Origin of the sequence: Providencia sp. 2.29 (genome assembly GCF_015832305.1) — a bacterium.
GTDB classification, from domain to species: Bacteria; Pseudomonadota; Gammaproteobacteria; order Enterobacterales; family Enterobacteriaceae; genus Providencia; species Providencia stuartii.
Genome location: NZ_CP065420.1, coordinates 1,946,770 through 1,967,270, shown reverse-complemented (window position 1 = coordinate 1,967,270; position 20,501 = coordinate 1,946,770). Strand labels below are relative to the sequence as shown.

Below are 20,501 nucleotides of genomic sequence, written 5' to 3'. Positions count from 1 at the left end.
CGAAGAGGGTTATTATTTAGGCTGGTAAATAACAGTAGGACTGAGGGGCTGTAATTTTTCTCCCAAGCTTTTCGCTAAGTTCAGCTAAAGATATGGGTTCATCATATTCATGAACGTTACCTATCTGTATAGCAAAGGCTTTACTTTTCTCTTGGAAATATTCATCAAAAAAGCTTTTACTTATCCCTGAATATTCCTCTGTAATTTTCCAAATTGATGGGGGCGTGTCCTCTAAAACATGCTCTATGCTAAATTCGCCAACAACTTGGCCAACGGGTAACGTAGAGTAAATAACGACCGAAGTAACTGATGAATTCTTAAACATTCCTTTCCTGAATTCATACTTTTTTGTTCCTTCCAATATCTTACTAACAAATTCAGGTTTAATTGATAATAATACTTTCATCTGCGCCACTTAAGCTTAAAATTCTGTTGAATTGTTCATCTGTGAGTTTGAGTATACCCCAGCGCTCATCAGGATCAAGACCAACGTTTTCAATTAACGATGCTCTATTTGGCCTTCTTGGGAACGCTAAATTATATGTAAAGGTGATTATGTAAGGATACACTTTATCCCGATAGAACTCTTGTAGCTGCTCCTTAGTAAACACAGAGTATTTAATGCAATAATCTACAAATAATTCCTCTGATTCAAAATCACTCATTTTCTTTATATTTTCAACGATGCATACCGACGTTGCAACTGAGCGATAGTGAGCTGGCCCCTTACCGTCACCCATACGATATATTACGAGTATATCGTATGGCTTAAAGGATAAGGCTTGCTTCATTTTGCAAATATACACTTTCCTAATACTGTTCGTATGTGAAATATCTCTTAATATATCAGGCGATTCCGTTACCAGTATAGAATCAGGGAAAAGATCTGTATGAAACTCAGGACGAATCCCTAACAAGTACTTATTCTGTATCGGTTCGATAGGAAATAGTGGGTAATCAGATAAAATATCACCTGTTGATTCCTCTGGTTTCATATCTTTCAACAACACTATCTCATTACCATTTTTAGACTCTTTTATCCCACATTCATTAAACCCGTACATTTTAAATAATCTAATTAGATAATCGTGTTTTTCAAAAACTGTTACATAAATATCATCTACTTTAAATGAAAGTGCATTATCAAAAATTTTCTTTAAAAAACGTTGTCCTCTTAGGGTGCCCTTGGGTTCGAATTTAAACGTCCCTACTTTTAAATGCTTTCCATGAGATATTGGTGGTGATACGTCATCTATAGAACCATTTTCTATTTTTAAGTACATAAACCCATCAATATCACCTGAATCTTCATAAAGAACATAGGCTTTTTCATCTTGTGATGATGCTTTTTTATTAAACCAATCAATAAACCCATGCTTATAATCGTCTTTCAATGACGAAAAAAAATCATCATTTAAATCAATTTTGTTAAAAGGCAAATACTGCAAGTTATCCATAATTGACACCTTATTAAATTGATATTTTAATTAATAGCGCTATCAAATAAACTCCATTACTAAGAGATGCTAAGAATAACAATTTAAGCTAAATAAGGTAACTTACATTTTATGTCGAACGTCACAAAGCAAGGAAAATTTAAAGATTAATTGCTGTCTTTTTCCATATTGTAATATCACTACTTGTTGCCGCTACAATAAACTCGCCATTCCATGAAAAACCTACGCAACGAAAATAATCAGAAACTATTTTAATACAACCTGCTTGGAATTGTTTAATTAAAGGGTCTTTACCTAAAGGGCTCCAAATTAACTCTTCTAAAGGCCACTCTGGCGCGACCCGTGTTAGTGTTTCACCGAAATGATTTGCTGTTGGCATGCCGCCTCCACATAAACCAGATATAGTAATAATTTCCTCTGATATAGGACCAATACCCAAACAGCTAAGGTTAAAAGGATCGTACCAATCACCGTACTCCTCATAATCTCTTGCTATCTTTTCCCCTGAGTTACAATCAATTACACCACGACCAGAAGATGAAACTGTCAGTAATAGATTATGATGTTGCCTAGAAAACCCAACCTCGGTAAGTCCACCAACAGCGATTTCAACGCATAGTTGCCATCCTGACGGGGTTGAGCTTTCAGGTATGTTTTTTAGTAAATCACTTAATCTATTTTTGTGGTTAAACATTATTGGTATGACTCTTTCAGGTATGGATACTATTACTCTAGGTTACGGATTAGCTTGCAGTCCGATATTCCCATAGTGATCTGGATATCTCCGCCCATTTTTATAATCATTCCTTCAACACCATTTTTTGTTGTCGATTGAAGAGCCCACACGCTTTTTTCTTTTTCATCTATGACCTTTGAATACACTACAAAATCAGGTTCTTTGCTCGGAGCTTTATTTAGCATAGGTGACGTCATGTGTATTCCGTTTTCTAAATTCACCGTAAAAAACAGTTCATTTCCCTGCATTTTCTCTACATACATGAGCACAGGTACTTGCTCTTTCTTCAAGCCATCATCTTTCCCTGATTGACTGTTGCATTGATATGTTCCGTTACGTAAATCCAAATAACCTTTGTCGTCCCTCAATTCAGATAGCTTATCAAAATTAGCACTAGCCATGAGTGGAAATAATACCAACCCAATAGTAAGTATCCTAAACATTGTTACCTCAATATTTATTACGTTTAAAGTATTGTGCCATCGGGCTGCTGCAATTTAAAGCAAATCAAGACATCGGACCAATTAGCTGAAACATTAATTCATTTGTTGTCTCTACCGCATCAGATACATTCCCTTTGATAGTAGATGCACTAGTGTGAATATTAATATCACCAAATGTAGCCTCGATTTTATTGTTATTTACCGCCTGCTCATTAGCTCTCAGAGCATCAGATTGACCGAGTGTTTGTTTGATATCTGGCATTATATTGGGAATCAAAGGTTTTGATATATAGTCATTGAACCCTTTTAGATTACTGGCGGCATTAGCATAGGGGTCACCTTTACCTTTTATAGCTGCCATTATCAGAGCCTTATCATAAGGTAAGGTTTTGCCAATTTCTTCCATGCTCATTGCATTCATCAATGAAAACATTATGTCATCATCATTTAGATTTATTTGGTCAGTTGGTTTAACACCTAACCGCTCGGACACTCTTTTGGTATATATGGCGGGATTGTTTGCTCCATCACCTTTTGGAGACCATGTGTTAACAATATCTTGAACTGTCTGGAGTTTTTCTCCTGTTGTTTTACCGTCATAATAACGCCTTAGTTGCCATGCGGTTTTTTCTAATCCATCATAAGGCGTTTTAAACACAGCAAATCGGGCTCCTTTTCCTGTTTCTTTAATTGCCCCTTTTTGTCCCACGTAATCCATGTTTAAAGGGTTATTATTTCTTTCCCCTCGCGTATCTCCTATTGCTAACGAGTTATTTGTTGATGATTGCCTTCTCATCGCTTCGTAGTTATTTGCAATGGTACCTATCAGCCCTGTCATACCTCCGTTTTTTGTAGCATCAATAGTTCCATCAAATAATCCTGAATTTTTCACCATTAAACCAAATGATCCAATATCAGCACCGGGTACAATACCACTTGCAGCATCAAGCCCTGCTTTTGCCTTATCCTCTGTTGTTGCGTTAGGGTCATTGAGTTTATAAACGGCCCCAATTATCTTAGATGACTTCTCAGCAGCCTTATCCATAATCTCTTCAAGGCCTTTGATCCCTTCATCAACGAAAGGCTTTACAATAGCCATACCGGCAGCAAAAGAAGCAGCCCACAGCGCAGGCCATCCGAGCAGTCCGCCAAACGCGGTACCGATTCTAGTGATGCCACTCAAAATACCCACCACCCACTTACCGCCAAAATAAGTCCCGAAAGCAGCAAGTGCAAGTTGCCATTTATTAAGATTTCCATCCTGATCAGTAAACCATTTACCAACAGTAGTGCCTTTGAACCACTCTTCTAAATCATCTAACCACTCAAGGACTGCCTCAATCGACTCTGACCATTCCGACCAATCGAACATCGATTTACCACCGCGCTTCCAAACCTCATAATCATTGGATAGCCCAACAATCGCAGCACCTAGCGCAAGAATTAAACCAACACCTGTAAACAGTGGTGCAAACATCCCTGCAAAGGCTATCGCCGCTTTTAATGCTAACGGAATAAGTGTTAACCCAATAACGGCCGCGATACCTTTAAATATCAAAATAGCCCCATCACGGTTTCGATTAAGGTAATCAAGCCAAGCGGTAAGTCGTTCAGAGAATTTAAGAAAGTAAGGGATTAAGTAATTCGCGATAAGTGTTTTTAAGCCTTCCCATTGCTGACTCACTAACGCATTTTGTTCATTCAGCTTGCGGCTGATTTCGAGTTCTTCTTTAGAAGAGATCACAATATCTTTCTGTGCAGCAAGTTGCCGTTCCATGGCATCACGGCCTTGAAGTAACGTGTTAATGGTTCCTTCATCAAATCCCATATTTTTTGCAATGTTGTAAGCTTGTGGCCGTGACATTTTCGATAAGCTGTCAGACACATCGAGCAAGATATCATCAAGGTTTCGGATGTTGCCTGTAGAGTCCACCACTCCCACGTTAAGCGCGTTGAAATACGGTAAGACTGACGCATCACCAATAGTGACTAAATCCCACAACGACTTGCTCAAGTTAGATAAGCTGGCCGTCATACCATCAGCGGTACCACCCGCCATTTCGGCCATATTTTGCCACTTTTTAACCTCGGTGGCATTCATGCCTAAATTTTTACTCAGAAAGTTAAGTTTATCGTTAGCCTGGTTAACATCAGTTATTAACTTAGCTAACCCCGATGAAACCATGATGGTGCCAAAGAATGCGGTTAAGGCTTTAACACCATTATAAATTGAGCGCGTAAAGTCTTCTGTTTTCTCTTTGGCTTTTTTGGTTTCATCAGCCTGATTTTTAATGGTGATGGTTAAGTCCGCTGAGGACTCATTCACATTATCCAGTGAAGCAGATAGTCGATCACTTTCGGCCGTTGATTTTCGGGTTTCTTCTTTAAACCCTGTATTGTCCAATTTTAACGTAACAATTAACGCATCGATAATCGTCGCCATAAGCACTCCTGCGGCAAATAAAAAAACCGCAAGAGCGGCTTATTGTTGTTGACTCAATTCTTTCATCACTTGCTTGTTATATTCATTCACATGGTGTATTTCGAGCAAGTTCATTGCATCTTCTAGTCCCAGTGTTGTCGTTAACTCCGTATATGTTGCTAGGCCAGAGCACGTAATTTCTCTGACCACACTAGACACATTTTTTGTTTCGACAAGAACACCTTCACGAAGCGGTAAGCCAGCCCTTAGTTGCTTGAACTGGACAAACCGCCTTGAGCTAAAAAATCAATGTGAATCGCCAGCGCTTCTTTGCGTAATACAAACAAAGTCATGACATCAAAAATATCTGAGTCGATTTCCATATTACGCGCATTACCACCTGTAGGGACAATTTGGACACAGTCGAGTAATTCATTCAGAAGCGGGATCCCAACTTCGGCTTTAATGCTCGACAGGGCTTTCAGTGCCACTTGACCGAACCCCATCATGCCCATTTCTGGTTTTACATCACCGATATCGATACCCGCATTAGCTAAGGCAAAAATGGCACGCATGGCCCAACTATCCGCTTTAGTCACAGGCATTTCAGTCACTACAAAGGTTTTACCCGCATCGCGCCCTTTTTCAATAACTACTGTTTTTGTTTTTAATGACATTAGATTTCATCCGCCCCGTTAGTGACCATGTTGAAGTTATACGCGGTACCATCAAGCATTTTTTTACCGCTTGGACCGCCTTTCATCGTCGTCATGCCGCCCTTGCCGGTATAACGTTTGCCAATAGAAGGCATTTCAATAATGATTTCAATGAAGCGCGTTTCCATATTGGCATTAAAGTCTTTACGGATATTTTCCATGATTTGTATTGAAGGGCTGTTCGCTTCAAGGTAAAGCGTCCACGGTGTTTCGTGCGGTGTGTAACCAATGGATTGTCGTCCATCCACACCCATACGGGTTTCACCAATATTCGCGTCACCAAATTCCCACGCGTTATCCGCTTGAAAACCAAGGATCCGCACCCAGTTATCGTAAACTCCCTCACAACGCAGCATCATGACCGAGTTGGCGGAAGTAATCGTTTTTTCATTATGGCCCATTGGCATAACGTGTTACTCCTTACTGAACATTGATAGACGGTAAATTAACGGATTGAACACTACCGCCATCGGCATACCATAATTTCAACGGCATTGATTTGCGCAAGCCGCGTGTTTGTGCGGAGGTTTTCTCTATCTTCAAGCACCAGCCCGTAACGTTAAGTTGCGTTGCCGCATCAAAGCCCGCTTCAGTGTTGATTTGTGTTTTTTGCTGCTCAGAGAGCTCAATACCCGCTTGAATACCGCCAAAATTCAGCATTTGATTAACTGGGTCTTGAATAGCTGCACGATGCATAGCACGACCCGCATCGTTATAAGGAATGCTGTTAAAGCTGGTTAACATCGTCATTAACGCAAGTTGCAACTGGCTATTGAAAAACACTTGAATAACGTAGCTGTCCATCCATTTGAACTTGCCCGAGATTGAACCAGGATTCACAAAGATAAAGCGATCATTCGCGGTACCGTAAGCACCGTAGAAATTAAACCCTAATGCTAACAATTCATCCGCCAGCGCTTTGTCAGTAACCGTAGGCTTCAGACCCTCTTGCTTTCTAAACGCTAAATTTGTGCGGCCGTTCAATTCATCAAAGTTCAAACAGGCAGGGTAGCTACAAATAAATGCGGCATGAGTATGATCACCGTACATCAAGAACGTGCCACCCATATCCGATTCTTTAATTGCGCTTGCAAGTGTTTCTAGCTCACTATTGCTATTGTCTTGTTGATAAAGAACATGCAAATAGCGGTCTTTCTGCAACGATACCCAACGGGAGATTTTAATCATTTCCTCGGCGTTAAAACCAATGGTCATGATTGAGACAAAGTTAGTCGTTTCTTTAGTAATACGTGGGAGCAAATCTTCAACTGTATCGGCATTGATGCCATCGTTGGTTTGAGCCCCTGCACTTTCAGTTAAGCACATAAATTCAGCGAGGCCACCTTCAGCGGTTGAGATATTGCCTACCGCGCCTTTGGTTTTACCCTCGATGATGAACGTTTTAGCACCCGTATCATACTTACAGGTTCCCGCGCCGTTTAAAGCAGCGGTCACTAACTCAGCCAACGCGGAATAACTTGACACATTGTAGAACGCGCCACTATCAAACGGCTGACTACCTGAACCGCTAAAACCCAGTGCAGCGCTTGCATCCACTTCTGCAGAAATTTGCTTGCCATCAATAGTGATCACAAAACCAGTTGGCAGTGGTGTGAATTCTCCCTGTGTGCGATTCGGTACTTTTGAACCAACCAACTTTGCCGCTTGTGCATTGGATGACATAGAAGCGATATAAAGCGTATCAGGCAATACCGTACAGTTTTCAAAGCCCTTAAAATAGACTTGAGCCGATTCATATTCTTTCGAATCGATACCGAACACTTCACCAACCAGATCCGCTGAGCCAAAGGCTTTTACCCCTAGCATGGATTCAGGCTGACTTTTGGTAATAAACAACGCGTTTAACGCCAGAGGGTTGCCGCCGGTGCCAACAACACCAGGCAATATCTGGACGATATCGCTTGCCGGAATAGATTTCATATTTTTACCTTAGATATTTGTGGTAGTAATTGAGATTTCGTCGACACCATCGACGTGATACGAGGTTTCAGGGTTATATTGCAGGGTAATTTCTAACATCATGCGGTTTTCGTACTGATTGGCCTGATCCACCAGCACATCCTTCTTCGGTTGCCCGCTGTCCAGTGGTTGGCATTTTACTAATCGTTCAGTGGTGTATGATGATTTCCAAAGGTTGGCCATCACGCGAGAACGGTTATTAGCTTCAACACCATAAAAATCCAATTGAAATGTGGCCTTAACTGAACGCTGTGCTGTCACTTCTTCTTGTACAGCATTCCAATACTCAGCGGTGTAATCCAAATCATGCTCAAACAACATGTGCATGATGATACCGTTTTCAGGTACCGGTGTGTTGTTTTGGTAGCCTTGCTGAACTGGACAATCAAATAGCTCAATCAGGTACTTTCTGAGCTCAACAAAAATATCGCGCTCAGTAATGCTTATTGTCGCCATAGCAGCACCTTCACCCACGTTGGATAAGACTCGATAACTTGCGTTACTAGCCATTCGGATTTTTCATCCTCGCCATACGCTTTGAACATCATCTTATCCGCGCCTTTTTCTTTAGGTCGCCTAAGCGCAGATATCTGTCCTCTTGCATAACCATAAATAAATTGGCCTTGCTGGCTAATCACGCCAAGGTGTTCGAGGTCTTGTGTACTCAGGCTTTGCAGTTGTACCAAAATATCGTAGTTAACAAATTTTGCTGTATTCACACCCGCATCATCGGTTTGATAGCCTTCATTGGCCATTAAGACCGCAGGAATATTTTTGTTAACGACTTGAATTGCAGTATTGGCCAGAGACCGAACATTAATCATCGTTCACCTCGAAATCGAATGAATGATGTAACTTGCCAGTTTCAACTAAAGGACTCGCGGATTTTTTCTTCGCTATTGTCGATTTAGCGTTAGGTGGTGTTTCCCATGTTAAAACAGAAACCTCCAGTTCATTCTTTATCGCTCGGCCTAACGATTCCATGCCTTTTCTAACGCTTCCGTGTCGTTCAATAGACTGAGCAAGAATGGCTGGCCATGTTGCCCTGCCATTGGCTACGACTGTACGGAAAAAGGGGCGAGGCGGAATATTGATGGTGTGTGCTGGGATGTTGTGATCAGTGGCAAAGTTTGAGCTTTTGGCCTTAACAAACCGTCCACCGCTGCTAAGTGTACCATCTTTGCGGATCCGTCGATAAATGGTACCCATTCTAGCCGGTTGATTGATTGTTGCTCCGTACTCTTGGATATAGCCAATTTGCGCTACCGAGGTGCCATCTTCGTATGTCGAGCCCTCCAGAATTCCCGCTCGTAACTCTAAATTATTTCCCAGATATTTACTCAGTGCCGCTTCAAGCTTACTTGCCATAATACCCCCCTCGCCAAACGGGCATCGGCATAACACCGAGTACATAAAGGAACGAACGGTACTTACTGGTCATCTGCCAATACTCTGCACCATACGGCGTTTGCGTGTACCACTTTTCAGCATTGGTTGTCTGACCATAATCCAGAGAAACCGATACACTCCCTTCACTCGCGCTCGATGCACGACCGACTGCGTTGTTACCTTCCGCAATTTGGCTTTGTATGTATGCCATGTGGGCCATCAACAAAAACAGCAACATTTCACGTTCAGCCAAATCTTTCACATAACTGCACTTTGTGTTATTCAGTAAAGAGCAGGCTTTCACAAAGAGCATCTGCAGCTGCGTATCATTTAGCGCACTAAATTGGGGGTAAGCATCTTTAAACCTAGTAGGGTCTAATTCCACAGTGCCGGTCGGTTCACTCTGAGACTGTTGGCTGCGATAATGAAGCATTGCCATTCTGTTCATGACGGCTCCTTACTTAGCGGCTTCAACACCATCGGCTTTTTGCTGTAAAGGCTCAGTTTTAGATCGCAGCTCTTTTTTATCTTTGGCTTCTGCCTTAGTTTCTTTCACTTTTTCGTGTGCGAAGATAAGCCCGTTTTTCACTAAAACACGCTCTTTATTTTCCGCATACCAAGCATCCCATAGCGACTTATCGACACCATAGGTCAAGCCAAAGCCATTCCCATCATTAATACCATTTGCAAAACCTTTAATTTCTTCGCGTCGTTCGCCAACATCCAAATAAATACCGTTGGACAATTTGCATGCGATTGTGACTGTAGACATAAATCATCACCTTTTATAAACGAGAAAACCGCCCGTAGGCGGTTAATGTGAGCAATCGAAATATCGTTAAGACACTAACATCGATGCAATGAACAAGGGGCGATATACCACGCAACCAAACGTACCTTGAGAGCGTTTTTGCTCCCATGATGAGGCTTTTTGTAGCATGGCGTGAACGCGCATTTTTTCAGTAAAACCAAGGTCTAACGTTGGCTGCCCTTCATAACTTTCCACAATTAACTTAACAACTTCACCCGCTGACGTTGAAAACTCAGGAATGCTTTTCACGGTTAAGTTAGGGAAGTTCTTCGCCAACTGGTCAGAAACGTTAACGTTATACTGGTTGGTTTTGGTTAAATTTGTCTCCATTTCTGGCGATAGCACTAACACCATTTTTTCATGGCGATCAACTAAGCCATCGGTTTGTTTAACCAGTTGAGAAAACAGTTTACGAATGGATTCATAGACTGCTTCACCGTCCAGATTATCCCACGCCGCTGACGTCATGTTTGGCAACATACCAGGGTCGTTTAATAAACCGTAGTTTTCGAGCCCTTCAATCCCATAGAGATAAGATTTATTTTGGTACTTATTCAACGTTAATACAGCAGCACGCTGTTTCATTGAAGCCCAATCGAGTTTAGCCGCGCCGGCTAACTCCATTTCACGCTCCCCTACACGCACAAACGTTTGATAATGGTAGGGTTGGCGTTGTGGCCAGTTAACATTGACACCCGTTTGACCGTTGTTATTGAAGTCTCCATAGGTAGAAACTTCACCTGTTGCTTCCATCATAGGAAAAGCGGCTGTTTGTGTGGTCCAATCCCCTTGTTTCTTTTCACCAAAGATTTCGGCCATTCGCATCGGAGTAACAACGGCTTCAATAACTTTAGGATCAACGTAAGTAGTGAAAATGGACAGGATACCCGCATTTGGGGCGGTAACAAGTTCACTATCCATCGCAATCGCTGCTCGAACTTGTGCAGTCAATTCCTGTGGCTGATAACCTGCTGCAAATACGACACCAGCGCGATTTGCTAACGCATTAAAATTCAGTGGCATGGTTTTTCCTTACAGAGACGCGGACATAGTGGTTAAACCCGCAGTGACAGTTTTAGCAACTCGAAACGGTGTTGCTTCTACGGCGGTGTCATTGGGATCGATAGTATCAACGGCTTTCGCTTCCCCTGTTGCCACATCAGCAACAATAAACTGGCCACGCTTACCACCTTCTTTAAGTACGACACGAAAGTCACCGCTAGTCATTAAAGTCACTTCACGACCTTTTGGGATTTTCATTGTGGCTTCTGCCATATAGGCATCGATAATGGCTTGGTTATTACGATGTACAAAGCCGATTAGCCCGCCATCCATTTTTATATTCGATACTAAGCCTTTTTCGTCAGCCCAAGCGAATAAACCGACCTCAACGCCCTTTTCACCAACTTTTAATTGGCTTTCACCCGCCAGCATCGTGAAGTGTGGATTCACCGAAGCAAAGTCACCCGCCACACCCACCGGCAAGTCATTATTCATTTTTGTTTGAAAACCGCTCATGATTTCCCCTTATTTAAAACGTGCTGTATGTTCATCTTCAGCGAAAGTATCCGCATCCATTGCAAACTTAGGTTGCTTGGTTGCATTTGCATTGTCTTTTGCCATTCTGACCATATGAGCCAATCCAGCCCCATTAACACCATCACAAGCAATGCCCTTTTGTTTAAGCGCGTACGCATAAACATCATCGGCACTTGTAAAGCCATCCATTGCAATGACGCCCACCAGCGGTTCAACGTCACGCAATGCGCCAAACATTGCCGTCATTTGTTTAATGGTGGCATCTTTTGTTGCTGTGAGGGCTGAATCCATCGCCTTTTTATTGGCTTCTTCATTATCAGCAGCTTGCTTTTTAGCCTCTTCCTCATCTTTGGCTTTCTTTTCAGCTTCTTCTTCGTCAGTGGCTTTTTTCTGAGCCTCCTCCTCATCCTGAGCCGCTTTTGCTACCTCAGCAGCTTTCTGCTCCTCATCCTTTGCACCGTCGAGATCTTCAGGTGAAACGTCCATCCCTAACTTGACTGCGGTTAAAATGTCACGAAGTTGGTTTTCTGGAATATCTGCATCCATCCCCAACGCTTTTTTAATTTGCGCAGCCACTATTGGAAGCGCGCCTTTTTTTAGTTTCATCTCTGTCTCCAAATCGACTGTCTGATGGTCTGAAATAATTGCGTCACGCCCAATGCGACCGCGATAAACTAACGCAATGTGGTTTCCGTGGATGTTGCGCATGACACCGTCATAGTGCTCACCATTAAACTCGCCTGATGTCATATCAGCGGTGTAGGCATAGCCCGCAGATAGTTCCTCCATCTTTTTCGCTTCGATGATGGCTATCGCGTTCCCATCCCACACACTTAAATCGCCGTATAGCCGCCCACTCTCAAAAGCAATATCTGAACCGGTTGTGCCGATGGTGTATTCCATTTCGGGCTCATCAGCATCAACGGGAATATGCTTTATCAGTAACTGCTTTTTGCTAAATGTCTTTGCTGCCCGCTCAAGTTCGACAGGGTCACGAAGTAGGTAGTAAATTTTTTCAGGGTCTAGCCCTAAGTGCTCGTAATTGGGGATTTCTTTACCCCGATACGGATTTACTGACGCTTTAGACAAAACAGTCCTCTCCACAATTAAGTGACCGTTACCGTCTTTACTACGCATTGATCTATCAAAAGCTAGGCGTTCTGTCATGGTCATGACTGCCCCTATTTAGAATGGAAGAATGGCCTTACTACCGCACTTACAATTTATTTCCTCTCCTGGTAATACCCACTTACCATCAAGGTACATACCCTTCTCGATATCAAACTCTTTACCGTGAGCTTTTAAATGAGATTGTCGAGGCTGTTTACCCGCGTGTGAGTGAAGCCAAATAGCTTTTTTGATGCCAAGCTCTTTACGCCTAGCCTGTTCAATAACCGCGTGAGCCTTATTAGTTTGGTCACTGGCTATCAATGCCGCTCGATTTCGGGCAATGTGAAAATCATGTTCAAGATTATCAGTTAACGTTTTAAGGTCATAACCGCCAGCAACGGATTGCCAAACGTGCATTTGAACCTTACTTAAATACTCGGTGCCGATGGATTTAATTAAACCAATGTTTTCACCCATCACGGCTCGTAATGCATCCAGCGTTTGTTCGCTGTTTTGCATTCTCACCGTAAAACCGCGTTTTCGAAGTAATCCAGCTAATCGCGTGTCATAGTTGCCAACGGTTTTATCAACAAACTGTTTGGCGATTTCTTGACTTAAGCCGTTGAGGTTCTTGTTCCATTTATCCAACAAATAATCAGCTACATGAGCTATCCAATCCGCTATACCGTCATTGGCTAGCTCCCGTTTGGCTTTATCGTGGTATTCACTCACCAAAGCGTTATCGAGCTCTTTACGAATGTCCTCAACAATGCGCATTAGTGCTTTATAATATTCGCTCTCAATAACAACCGAAGCCCTAATTGCCGGCATGATCGCATCACTCGGTTTCTTCCTCGCGATCACTTTCATAGTCAGGTACTCCAAATGGCGGCGGGATTATTTTTTTAGGGTCAATAAAACTAAACTTACTTGATTCATCCGTCGATAAAGACTGTCTAACTTCCTCACCGTCAATCGCACCTATGTTAAAGAGTTTTTCCGTTGTTTCCGCATTAGTGCGATTAACCTCGGCTATTTCTTTCTCATCCAGCTGATACAGCGGCGTGAATTCGAAATAAATACCTTCATCAATTTCACCAAATAGATTCAACTGAATGAGCTTAATGATAGTGTTTATTTGGGGTAACAAGTGGGCGTTTTGCAATGACGCTATGTAGTCGTAATAAACGCGAATTTCTCCGTCACTGTTTGCATTTAAACCCGCCGGTGTGATGCCGAGTAATTTAACAAGCGGTGTATGACTGGGTGCAGCCATTTGTTCTTGGGCTTGTCGCTGTAACGCGTCTAAGCCTGACAATGGAGTATTGAACTGGAAGAACTCTTCCTTATCCTTGTCCGTTAACATCAACCCTCTGTTGTCACGGATTTGTGAAAATAATTTAGCTCGTGAAGCGATATTAACTGCGCTCCCGCCTTCAAGTACATCCTGCATACTTGTCGCTAAACCGGTCAAAGAGAACGCGACGATTAAATCACTAATTGAATCAGCTGTTCTTTGCCAACGTTCAACATAAGGCTTCATCAATTGCAGTATCGATATCCCTGAGAAGTTATAAGCGGGTTTTAAAATATCACTCACAGGCCGCATGATTAATGTTAACAATCGGTCACTATGAACCTCTTTGCCTAACACAAACCATTTTGACGGTTTAAAAAAATCTTCACGGCTTGGGTCTGTAGAGTTATAAGTGCTAGGCGTTGACCAAATCGGCTCAATGATTGCGAATCCCTCTAAATCACCCTGTTTAATACTTTTGTTGTTAAGCAATAAGGGCAAATCGCGCTTATCTTCTTGCCCTCGAATATTAATGGCCAGCTGAGAGCGTCCGAAAATCATTTCAATTTCGATATGCTGACGCATTAAATCACAAATTTTAAGGCGTTCTAATTCTGAGGTAATGAGCGCAACCTTGTCTGTTCTATCCTTGTTATCTTTACCATTATTGCGTGATTTCACTTTACCCCATTCACGCGTCATTTCTTTTGCGGTAGTTTCAGGCACGCTACGATAGTCACTGGACTGTGACATAACCGCCAACGTCGGATACCCAATAAAACTGGAATAAAATTGTGGGTCCATATTCACGTAGGCATAAGAACCTGCGCAATCACTATCCATTGCAACGGGGGCTATTTGCCCCTCTGGCACAACACCAGGATGGATTACGGGAGGGGAAACGATAACAGGTTGTTTTTCCTGTTTCTCTTCCATCATCAGCATTTGCATTAAACGTTCTTGTGCATCTGCTTTTCTGGCTTCCAGCTCAAGTTGCTTTGTTTTTTCCCGCTCAATAGCAAGCTCCGTCTCTCGCTCAGACAGGCGTTTTCTCCATTTGAATAGTTTCATTTAGAATTCCGAAAATACTGATGGGTCGATATACAGAGGTTTTCTTGATGGTGACATGAGAATGACGACACTATCGGCACAGTTTGGTGACAATGCGCCATCCGGTTTCTTATCCACCACAATCTTACCTGTTTGATTTTTAGAATAGGTCGGCTGGCTCAACTCTGATGTTAGTCGTGCTAACGCTTTCATTTTTGATGATAGCGAGATAATTTCATCAGGGTCATACTTCATGCCATTCACTGCACGATACGTATTTAGGAATAAATTACGCAGATGCCACCATGATTGAGATTTGAAGTTTTGGAAGAAATCTTTATTTGTGATTTCCCGCCCGTTCGCATCCCTCATGATTGCTTTATCTGGGTTTAATACCCCAGCACTACCTTTGTATGCATTGAATGCGACCGTATTCTTACCTGCTTTTTTACGCTCATCATTAATTTGCTTAGAGTCACCACGACAACCGGCACCAATACCATCCGCATCATAAAGAACGTCATTACAACCGTAATCATCAGCAATATTGATAGCCTTGACGACAGTCTGATAGATATCGGAACCTTTGCCGCTCCACTCTTCACAAACATCTACAAGAATGCCTTTTCTCGATGCAAAGGCATTTTTATCTATCCCTTCATCGGCAACATCAAGTGCGCCAGTGCGTTTACCGGTTGGTTCAATACCCAATTTAATATGCGCATCTATTGCGGCCTGAACCCATGCCGAAGGAATAATCACCCCTTCAACCGATGCGTTGTAATCAATGTCAATTTCTTGCGCGACGGTCACAGGGTCTAACAGTTCGACTTGTTTGTCGTACCACTGCTGATCTTTGCGCGGGTCATCGCGCCAATGGAACGTAAATACGGGTATTTTTCCGCTGTGCCTACGAATAGCAAAACTATTAGCGTTCCCATTAGGCGTTGAGATATCTTGTCGGCAGTTGGTTGTCGCTGACAGTGAGGCATCAACTAAAGTGGGTCGTTCAAGGAAAGCGGCTTCATCCACAATATAAAAACTCGCACGATCCCCCCGCCCAATACCATCACCACACTCACCTGATATAATTGAATCAGTATGAGGGAATTTTATTCTCATGTGGGGTGCATCTTTAGCCCTATCCCAGCCGAATCGAAATTCAGCCGGTAGATAAGACATAAAAATACGGGCTTTTTCTAACAACGATTTAGGCACACCAATTTTATCGACGTACTCTTCTTTACGGCTACCAATACCCACGCTGATACCGCGATTAAAATTACATACTGTGCAAGCCAAGCCTACCGTTAACCAACTCATTCCCATATCACGGGTTTTTTCAGTAATGCCTGGTTCTTGTGATTTCCACCGTTCCATAAACCATTCGGCCCACTCTTCCTGTCGTGGAAATAGCAGAAATGGGATGTATGATGGTAAGCCGCGTTCAGGGTTTCGTGGGTCATAAGTCATTCCCCAATCGATAATAAACTGAGCTGGGTTGTCTTTGTAATAAGCATTGAGTACCGGTATAGATTCAGGATTTTGGCGAATACGTATTAATCGTTCCATTCGCCATTCAAACACCTGTGCATAGTCAGGATTTTTAAAATCAAACGGGAATGGGATAGGCATAATGTGATATTGTTCCCAAGCACATAATATAAATATTTAAACTAAATTTTAATTTAAGGAGATGTTATGTCCGAAGAAATTGCTAGGCTTCTATTCCGTTTAGCCCAAGATAACCATTCTGATGTGAGGGCTGGAGCTGCTTACGGTTTGGGTGAAACAAGATATTACTCAGAAGAAGTAATAGCTTGTTTGACAACTCTTTCGGTAGATAATCACGCAGCTGTCCGTGCAGCAGCAGCCAAAGCACTAGGCCGAATCTGTAGGCCTGTTCCTAGAAATTAATATCTACTAATTTTTGCAAATCTCTCAGTATTTAACATAATGGTGCTTACACGCCCTACGGAAAACAGGTTCGATTCAGTTTTTTCAGGTAAGCACCATTTATCTATGTTATCCATCAAAAAGACTTAAATTCTTAGTGAATAAATCGTGCATAAAATAGGTGTGATTTTGCATAGCCTGTTTTTGGGCTGAAACGGTTATTTTTATCAATTACCCCATTAACTTTTTATAAGCGTCTGCGGCTTCTTGAGAAGTCATGTTTGCAACTTCGGTTTTGATAGGTTCGCCATCTTTACCAGTTAATTCAGTTCGAGTTTTCACCATCCCTAAATGCTGCGCAACCATCTTAAGCGCATCATCTTGATTACGAGTAATCACCTCGACACCAAACTTCCCCTCTTTCACTCCCGCAAATAAGCGACGAGCTGAGCCGGTTAGGTCACGCGTATCGTGAAAATGCGCACGGCCAATACCAAAACCACTACAGCGGGGGCAGTCAGGATTAGGATCAAGAGAATTATCATAACCGTAACCGCCATTGTCATTTGGTATCTTTTTCTTTTTAGCTCTAGCCTCAGTAACAGCGTCTTCAAACTCTATAGCATCGCGCCACTGATAATTAAATCCAAATCCCCAACAATGGCGACAACATAATCGACGATATTCAGTTAGCTCATTTACATCTGCAGTTGCAATATCCCACCACATTTTTAATACGGCATCTTGGGTTATCTCAGTTCTGCGTTCTCGTTCTGCTAGTGCATCCGCGATTGCTTTTGAAACCTTAAAATTTCTATAAAGGATTGATGCTGCGATATACGCATTATTCCCCTCACATTTATAGCCGGCTCTTTTGTATGCTGCAGTTCGGTTTAAGTCAATTAAGTACTCAGTTACGAAACGTGCTTGCATATCGTTAAGCCCGTAGTTGCGCACATCAAAGGTATTTTCTTCATTGTGCGCATTATCTTGTTCACTACTCTGCGCAGTTGGTATCACGCTATTACATATAGGCTCTTTTGCGCATTCTTTATCGTGCGCAGTGCGCAATTTCTTTTGCGCAGTTTTTTGCGCAGATTGCGCAGCCGGCTTTTTTATATATCGCCTTGCTGTTGCGTAATTGAGTCCCTGGTCTTCACACCACTCTTTAGGGGATATTCCTGATATAGCATGTTCGGTGAGGAACTGTTGCTGTAGCGTCCCCCAATCCGGTTTAGCCATCGTGTTTATCTCCTTAACCTATTAAAAAGCCCACTCGAAAGTAGGCTTTGTGATAGGCTAAACATTATCTTTTGCATAAAGATGTTTGATATGAAACTTCACTCTTCTGAGTTCTTGCTTATATAATCTCTCGCACATTCAACAACATGATTCGCATATCCCTCCTTATCTTCGCCTAAGAATATATAGCTCATTCCTGCTATAAATTTTTCCCAATCAATCATATAGCTATCAACACGCTCGTATTGTGCATTTAGAAAGTCTTCTCGCTCAGACTCATTTAGCTGAAAATATAAAGAATTTGGACTGTTAATCAGCATTTCTAATTGTTTTTTTACCTCATCTTTTATACCATTTTTTTTATTTTCATAGTTAATAATCGTCCACGTTAATGCATTTAGAAAAAACTCTTCTGACCTAAAAAAATCAAATTTATCTTTTGGTAAACGCTCTAATGCAATATCTAAACTAGCTAATTCTTCTGTTAAGATACCGTTAAAAAAATCAAGTAGCGACGATAGAATCTCTGAAGGAGATATCTTAACTTTAGGTGCGATAAGATGGCCACACGATGAATATTTACTTATCTGTAATTGTCTTAAATATGTAATTCCAAAACAACAAGATAAGCAGACTATCAACTGATTATTTCTAAGTCTGTTCAGTTCTCGTAACTGATCCATTAGCTCAGCCCATTCCATAAAACTTCTATCTGCAAATCCAATTCCCTGTTCACATCCATGCGTCTCTATGTTTATGATGGGTGTAAACGCTGGATTTAATAACATATTTTCTTTTATATTTGATAATATAAGATTTAATTCGCCGCTATTCTTGATTTTTTTTAATTCAATCGTTTCTGGTGAGTGGTGTTTCTTTAACTCTTCAACTAGGATCTTTCCTGTCTCTTTTTCCCCTGATGGTAATGATTGAATAACTATGACGCTATTAAATTTTATTATTTCATTTATATTCATTATTTTATCCTTACGACTATTCAAATAGTGTTAAACACTGTTGTCGATACATATTATGTTGAAACTATTATGCCACTTAAGTAATACTATATTTGATAGCGTTATAACAAGCATTCCATCTCTATAAAATGCTGCAACCCTTTGATCATTTGCTCTGACTCTGCAATTCTATTTCTGAGTAACCAATAATTTCGGATAGCGGAGTCAGTAGGTCTGGCGGTGATTGCATCATCCAAGCTGGAGGTGGTAGTGCCTTCGGTTTTTTTACAACTGGCTCGGATGTACACCCGCTCAGGATTACGCTCAGCAGCAATACGCAACTTATCAATTTCGGCTTTTGCATTTGTTAGCTCTTGGGTATGTTTAGTGTCGAGTTCATGAAGGATCTCAATGCGCTGCTCGTAGTTTTGAATGCTATCAATAAGCTCTGAGTTTTCTTTTTTCAGTAGCTTGTTGCTATCGTGAACAGTAACAACCCACCAGCCCATTCCTACAACCATAATGAATAGCCAGAATGATTTATCGAATTTCATAATTAACTTGCCTACCCTTATAATGGTCGATAGCTTTTTGACAACGCTTTTCTAAACTGGCTTTATCAATACCGCATGTATTGTCAGTGAGTCTGTAGGCACCAAATGCAATTATTGATATCGCAAGTAGCATAAAGAAAATTACAGCCGCTATAGGTTTCCATGACATATGGCCGCCTCCGCTTCTCTGCGATTAACAAGCCCACGCCATACCTTGCCACCAGCGTAAACCCATTTTTTCAATTCTTCACAAGCGCCGTATTGGTCACCCGCGTTGAGTTTTTTAAGCATGGTGGACTTAGCGAACGCGCCAGTACCAACATTGAATGCAAATGAATACAGCGCGGCTTTTGTGTGTTCGTTGACAGGAACTTTAACCAGACGATCGACCTGCAGTTTAGTTCTCATAAAATCCAGTTCTAACAGCTCGTTGCATTCTTCTTTTGAATAAACTTTGTTGGGAACAATGTCCTTTCCCGTATGCCCATAGCAAACTGTTAAAACCCCACCCACATCTTCATACGGCTCATACCTAACACCTTCAAAATACGCAATCACCGTTAAAGCGATAGCCGAAGCCCCTGCAGTTAATTTTTGTTTGAGTGACATTAGATATCCTTAGGTGCTTTCGCCATAAGTTCGGCGGCTTTTCGTGCAGTAGCTGAGGGGTTTTGTGGGTCAGTCTTGTTAACCAGATCTTCAAATAAACGAGTTCGCTTTCGCTGCTCTCGTCTGTTCATGAAGAAAGTCGCTAGACCTAGGATAATGCTAAATGCCATCCCGATAATGAAGCCCCATTCATAAAGCGATAAGCTCGCGAAAAATGCTGTAAGCCCAGCACTACCGTAGGCTGCGTTGCTATATTTATCCATACGCATAAATTCACCCCCTACGGAGTGCCCG

The 20,501-nt window shown here is 41.8% G+C and carries 27 protein-coding genes; 1 reads left to right on the top strand and 26 read right to left on the bottom strand.

Annotation, left to right across the window (positions count from 1 at the left end; translation table 11 throughout):
* Positions 1–16: 16 nt before the first annotated feature.
* The 20 genes from I3B46_RS08870 to I3B46_RS08775 form a co-directional block, all read right to left on the bottom strand.
* Complete coding sequence (locus tag I3B46_RS08870) at positions 17–406, bottom strand: ASCH domain-containing protein (protein ID WP_140182660.1); 390 nt, start codon at positions 404–406, stop codon at positions 17–19.
* A complete protein-coding gene (locus tag I3B46_RS08865) occupies positions 384–1,457 on the bottom strand; it encodes an N-acetyltransferase (protein ID WP_163762024.1) in 1,074 nt (357 codons plus the stop codon). Before I3B46_RS08865 ends, I3B46_RS08870 begins: the two co-directional genes overlap by 23 nt.
* A 139-nt stretch (positions 1,458–1,596) precedes the next feature.
* Positions 1,597–2,151: a hypothetical protein gene (locus tag I3B46_RS08860; protein WP_163762023.1), complete on the bottom strand. Its 555-nt coding sequence runs from the start codon at positions 2,149–2,151 to the stop codon at positions 1,597–1,599.
* A 32-nt stretch (positions 2,152–2,183) separates the two neighbouring features.
* A complete protein-coding gene (locus tag I3B46_RS08855; protein WP_196993176.1) occupies positions 2,184–2,636 on the bottom strand; it encodes a hypothetical protein in 453 nt (150 codons plus the stop codon).
* 64 nt (positions 2,637–2,700) lie between these two features.
* Positions 2,701–5,079 carry a hypothetical protein gene (locus I3B46_RS08850; RefSeq protein ID WP_163762021.1) on the bottom strand — a complete coding sequence of 793 codons (2,379 nt, stop codon included), beginning with the start codon at positions 5,077–5,079 and terminating at the stop codon, positions 2,701–2,703.
* A gap of 39 nt (positions 5,080–5,118) precedes the next feature.
* Positions 5,119–5,268 (bottom strand): hypothetical protein, encoded by a 150-nt coding sequence (locus tag I3B46_RS08845; protein ID WP_163761869.1) that lies wholly within the window; start codon positions 5,266–5,268, stop codon positions 5,119–5,121.
* Positions 5,269–5,324: 56 nt separating this feature from the next.
* Positions 5,325–5,735, bottom strand: a complete 411-nt coding sequence (locus tag I3B46_RS08840) for a hypothetical protein (RefSeq protein ID WP_163762020.1) — start codon at positions 5,733–5,735, stop codon at positions 5,325–5,327.
* A complete protein-coding gene (locus I3B46_RS08835; protein ID WP_163762019.1) occupies positions 5,735–6,181 on the bottom strand; it encodes a phage tail fiber protein in 447 nt (148 codons plus the stop codon). The genes I3B46_RS08840 and I3B46_RS08835 overlap by 1 nt, the downstream gene beginning before the upstream one ends.
* 13 nt (positions 6,182–6,194) lie before the next feature.
* Positions 6,195–7,715, bottom strand: coding sequence for a DUF3383 domain-containing protein (locus tag I3B46_RS08830; RefSeq protein ID WP_163762018.1), 1,521 nt, complete (start codon positions 7,713–7,715; stop codon positions 6,195–6,197).
* Between the two features lie 9 nt (positions 7,716–7,724).
* Positions 7,725–8,264 carry a phage neck terminator protein gene (locus I3B46_RS08825; protein ID WP_163762017.1) on the bottom strand — a complete coding sequence of 180 codons (540 nt, stop codon included), beginning with the start codon at positions 8,262–8,264 and terminating at the stop codon, positions 7,725–7,727.
* The gene (locus I3B46_RS08820) at positions 8,198–8,578 is read right to left on the bottom strand and encodes a hypothetical protein (protein WP_196993175.1); all 381 of its coding nucleotides are present in this window, start codon (positions 8,576–8,578) and stop codon (positions 8,198–8,200) included. Before I3B46_RS08820 ends, I3B46_RS08825 begins: the two co-directional genes overlap by 67 nt.
* A complete protein-coding gene (locus I3B46_RS08815) occupies positions 8,571–9,122 on the bottom strand; it encodes a hypothetical protein (RefSeq protein ID WP_163762016.1) in 552 nt (183 codons plus the stop codon). The genes I3B46_RS08820 and I3B46_RS08815 overlap by 8 nt, the downstream gene beginning before the upstream one ends.
* On the bottom strand, positions 9,112–9,591 hold the full coding sequence (locus tag I3B46_RS08810; RefSeq protein ID WP_231405913.1) for a DUF4054 domain-containing protein: 480 nt from the start codon (positions 9,589–9,591) through the stop codon (positions 9,112–9,114). The genes I3B46_RS08815 and I3B46_RS08810 overlap by 11 nt, the downstream gene beginning before the upstream one ends.
* Before the next feature lie 9 nt (positions 9,592–9,600).
* The gene (locus I3B46_RS08805) at positions 9,601–9,915 is read right to left on the bottom strand and encodes a hypothetical protein (protein WP_163762015.1); all 315 of its coding nucleotides are present in this window, start codon (positions 9,913–9,915) and stop codon (positions 9,601–9,603) included.
* A 66-nt stretch (positions 9,916–9,981) separates the two neighbouring features.
* Positions 9,982–10,977 (bottom strand): DUF2184 domain-containing protein, encoded by a 996-nt coding sequence (locus I3B46_RS08800; RefSeq protein ID WP_163762014.1) that lies wholly within the window; start codon positions 10,975–10,977, stop codon positions 9,982–9,984.
* Positions 10,978–10,986: 9 nt separating this feature from the next.
* Positions 10,987–11,472 carry a structural cement protein Gp24 gene (locus I3B46_RS08795; protein ID WP_163762013.1) on the bottom strand — a complete coding sequence of 162 codons (486 nt, stop codon included), beginning with the start codon at positions 11,470–11,472 and terminating at the stop codon, positions 10,987–10,989.
* Between the two features lie 9 nt (positions 11,473–11,481).
* A complete protein-coding gene (locus I3B46_RS08790) occupies positions 11,482–12,666 on the bottom strand; it encodes a DUF2213 domain-containing protein (protein WP_163762012.1) in 1,185 nt (394 codons plus the stop codon).
* A 12-nt stretch (positions 12,667–12,678) separates the two neighbouring features.
* The gene (locus I3B46_RS08785) at positions 12,679–13,473 is read right to left on the bottom strand and encodes a phage head morphogenesis protein (protein ID WP_196993174.1); all 795 of its coding nucleotides are present in this window, start codon (positions 13,471–13,473) and stop codon (positions 12,679–12,681) included.
* Entirely contained in the window at positions 13,442–14,971 is a 1,530-nt protein-coding gene (locus tag I3B46_RS08780; RefSeq protein ID WP_163762011.1) for a DUF1073 domain-containing protein, read from the bottom strand. The genes I3B46_RS08785 and I3B46_RS08780 overlap by 32 nt, the downstream gene beginning before the upstream one ends.
* Entirely contained in the window at positions 14,972–16,585 is a 1,614-nt protein-coding gene (locus tag I3B46_RS08775) for a TerL protein (RefSeq protein ID WP_163762010.1), read from the bottom strand.
* A 66-nt stretch (positions 16,586–16,651) separates the two neighbouring features.
* On the opposite strand from I3B46_RS08775, the gene I3B46_RS08770 reads away from it, so the two are divergent.
* Positions 16,652–16,867 carry a HEAT repeat domain-containing protein gene (locus tag I3B46_RS08770; RefSeq protein WP_163762009.1) on the top strand — a complete coding sequence of 72 codons (216 nt, stop codon included), beginning with the start codon at positions 16,652–16,654 and terminating at the stop codon, positions 16,865–16,867.
* 210 nt (positions 16,868–17,077) lie between these two features.
* On the opposite strand, the gene I3B46_RS08765 is transcribed toward I3B46_RS08770, so the two are convergent.
* The 6 genes from I3B46_RS08765 to I3B46_RS08740 form a co-directional block, all read right to left on the bottom strand.
* Positions 17,078–18,088 carry a terminase small subunit gene (locus I3B46_RS08765; RefSeq protein WP_163762008.1) on the bottom strand — a complete coding sequence of 337 codons (1,011 nt, stop codon included), beginning with the start codon at positions 18,086–18,088 and terminating at the stop codon, positions 17,078–17,080.
* Between the two features lie 98 nt (positions 18,089–18,186).
* Positions 18,187–19,065: a hypothetical protein gene (locus tag I3B46_RS08760; protein ID WP_163762007.1), complete on the bottom strand. Its 879-nt coding sequence runs from the start codon at positions 19,063–19,065 to the stop codon at positions 18,187–18,189.
* A 101-nt stretch (positions 19,066–19,166) separates the two neighbouring features.
* Positions 19,167–19,598 (bottom strand): lysis protein, encoded by a 432-nt coding sequence (locus I3B46_RS08755; RefSeq protein ID WP_163762006.1) that lies wholly within the window; start codon positions 19,596–19,598, stop codon positions 19,167–19,169.
* Positions 19,585–19,767 carry a hypothetical protein gene (locus I3B46_RS08750; protein ID WP_163762005.1) on the bottom strand — a complete coding sequence of 61 codons (183 nt, stop codon included), beginning with the start codon at positions 19,765–19,767 and terminating at the stop codon, positions 19,585–19,587. Before I3B46_RS08750 ends, I3B46_RS08755 begins: the two co-directional genes overlap by 14 nt.
* Positions 19,749–20,207 (bottom strand): lysozyme, encoded by a 459-nt coding sequence (locus tag I3B46_RS08745; RefSeq protein ID WP_163762004.1) that lies wholly within the window; start codon positions 20,205–20,207, stop codon positions 19,749–19,751. Before I3B46_RS08745 ends, I3B46_RS08750 begins: the two co-directional genes overlap by 19 nt.
* Positions 20,207–20,476 carry an HP1 family phage holin gene (locus tag I3B46_RS08740; RefSeq protein ID WP_004912034.1) on the bottom strand — a complete coding sequence of 90 codons (270 nt, stop codon included), beginning with the start codon at positions 20,474–20,476 and terminating at the stop codon, positions 20,207–20,209. Before I3B46_RS08740 ends, I3B46_RS08745 begins: the two co-directional genes overlap by 1 nt.
* Positions 20,477–20,501: the final 25 nt, after the last annotated feature.

What these genes read in the sequence shown, in the direction of transcription:
- I3B46_RS08770 (WP_163762009.1), top strand. Translation starts at nt 16,652, where the DNA reads ATGTCCGAAGAAATTGCTAGGCTTCTATTCCGTTTAGCCCAAGATAAC.
- I3B46_RS08870 (WP_140182660.1), bottom strand. Translation starts at nt 406, where the DNA reads ATGAAAGTATTATTATCAATTAAACCTGAATTTGTTAGTAAGATATTG.
- I3B46_RS08865 (WP_163762024.1), bottom strand. Translation starts at nt 1,457, where the DNA reads ATGGATAACTTGCAGTATTTGCCTTTTAACAAAATTGATTTAAATGAT.
- I3B46_RS08820 (WP_196993175.1), bottom strand. Translation starts at nt 8,578, where the DNA reads ATGATTAATGTTCGGTCTCTGGCCAATACTGCAATTCAAGTCGTTAAC.
- I3B46_RS08810 (WP_231405913.1), bottom strand. Translation starts at nt 9,591, where the DNA reads ATGAACAGAATGGCAATGCTTCATTATCGCAGCCAACAGTCTCAGAGT.
- I3B46_RS08760 (WP_163762007.1), bottom strand. Translation starts at nt 19,065, where the DNA reads ATGAATATAAATGAAATAATAAAATTTAATAGCGTCATAGTTATTCAA.
- I3B46_RS08790 (WP_163762012.1), bottom strand. Translation starts at nt 12,666, where the DNA reads ATGACCATGACAGAACGCCTAGCTTTTGATAGATCAATGCGTAGTAAA.
- I3B46_RS08855 (WP_196993176.1), bottom strand. Translation starts at nt 2,636, where the DNA reads ATGTTTAGGATACTTACTATTGGGTTGGTATTATTTCCACTCATGGCT.
- I3B46_RS08780 (WP_163762011.1), bottom strand. Translation starts at nt 14,971, where the DNA reads ATGAAACTATTCAAATGGAGAAAACGCCTGTCTGAGCGAGAGACGGAG.
- I3B46_RS08840 (WP_163762020.1), bottom strand. Translation starts at nt 5,735, where the DNA reads ATGTCATTAAAAACAAAAACAGTAGTTATTGAAAAAGGGCGCGATGCG.
- I3B46_RS08805 (WP_163762015.1), bottom strand. Translation starts at nt 9,915, where the DNA reads ATGTCTACAGTCACAATCGCATGCAAATTGTCCAACGGTATTTATTTG.
- I3B46_RS08835 (WP_163762019.1), bottom strand. Translation starts at nt 6,181, where the DNA reads ATGCCAATGGGCCATAATGAAAAAACGATTACTTCCGCCAACTCGGTC.
- I3B46_RS08785 (WP_196993174.1), bottom strand. Translation starts at nt 13,473, where the DNA reads ATGAAAGTGATCGCGAGGAAGAAACCGAGTGATGCGATCATGCCGGCA.
- I3B46_RS08745 (WP_163762004.1), bottom strand. Translation starts at nt 20,207, where the DNA reads ATGTCACTCAAACAAAAATTAACTGCAGGGGCTTCGGCTATCGCTTTA.
- I3B46_RS08755 (WP_163762006.1), bottom strand. Translation starts at nt 19,598, where the DNA reads ATGAAATTCGATAAATCATTCTGGCTATTCATTATGGTTGTAGGAATG.
- I3B46_RS08850 (WP_163762021.1), bottom strand. Translation starts at nt 5,079, where the DNA reads ATGGCGACGATTATCGATGCGTTAATTGTTACGTTAAAATTGGACAAT.
- I3B46_RS08750 (WP_163762005.1), bottom strand. Translation starts at nt 19,767, where the DNA reads ATGTCATGGAAACCTATAGCGGCTGTAATTTTCTTTATGCTACTTGCG.
- I3B46_RS08765 (WP_163762008.1), bottom strand. Translation starts at nt 18,088, where the DNA reads ATGGCTAAACCGGATTGGGGGACGCTACAGCAACAGTTCCTCACCGAA.
- I3B46_RS08775 (WP_163762010.1), bottom strand. Translation starts at nt 16,585, where the DNA reads ATGCCTATCCCATTCCCGTTTGATTTTAAAAATCCTGACTATGCACAG.
- I3B46_RS08815 (WP_163762016.1), bottom strand. Translation starts at nt 9,122, where the DNA reads ATGGCAAGTAAGCTTGAAGCGGCACTGAGTAAATATCTGGGAAATAAT.
- I3B46_RS08825 (WP_163762017.1), bottom strand. Translation starts at nt 8,264, where the DNA reads ATGGCTAGTAACGCAAGTTATCGAGTCTTATCCAACGTGGGTGAAGGT.
- I3B46_RS08800 (WP_163762014.1), bottom strand. Translation starts at nt 10,977, where the DNA reads ATGCCACTGAATTTTAATGCGTTAGCAAATCGCGCTGGTGTCGTATTT.
- I3B46_RS08860 (WP_163762023.1), bottom strand. Translation starts at nt 2,151, where the DNA reads ATGTTTAACCACAAAAATAGATTAAGTGATTTACTAAAAAACATACCT.
- I3B46_RS08740 (WP_004912034.1), bottom strand. Translation starts at nt 20,476, where the DNA reads ATGCGTATGGATAAATATAGCAACGCAGCCTACGGTAGTGCTGGGCTT.
- I3B46_RS08830 (WP_163762018.1), bottom strand. Translation starts at nt 7,715, where the DNA reads ATGAAATCTATTCCGGCAAGCGATATCGTCCAGATATTGCCTGGTGTT.
- I3B46_RS08795 (WP_163762013.1), bottom strand. Translation starts at nt 11,472, where the DNA reads ATGAGCGGTTTTCAAACAAAAATGAATAATGACTTGCCGGTGGGTGTG.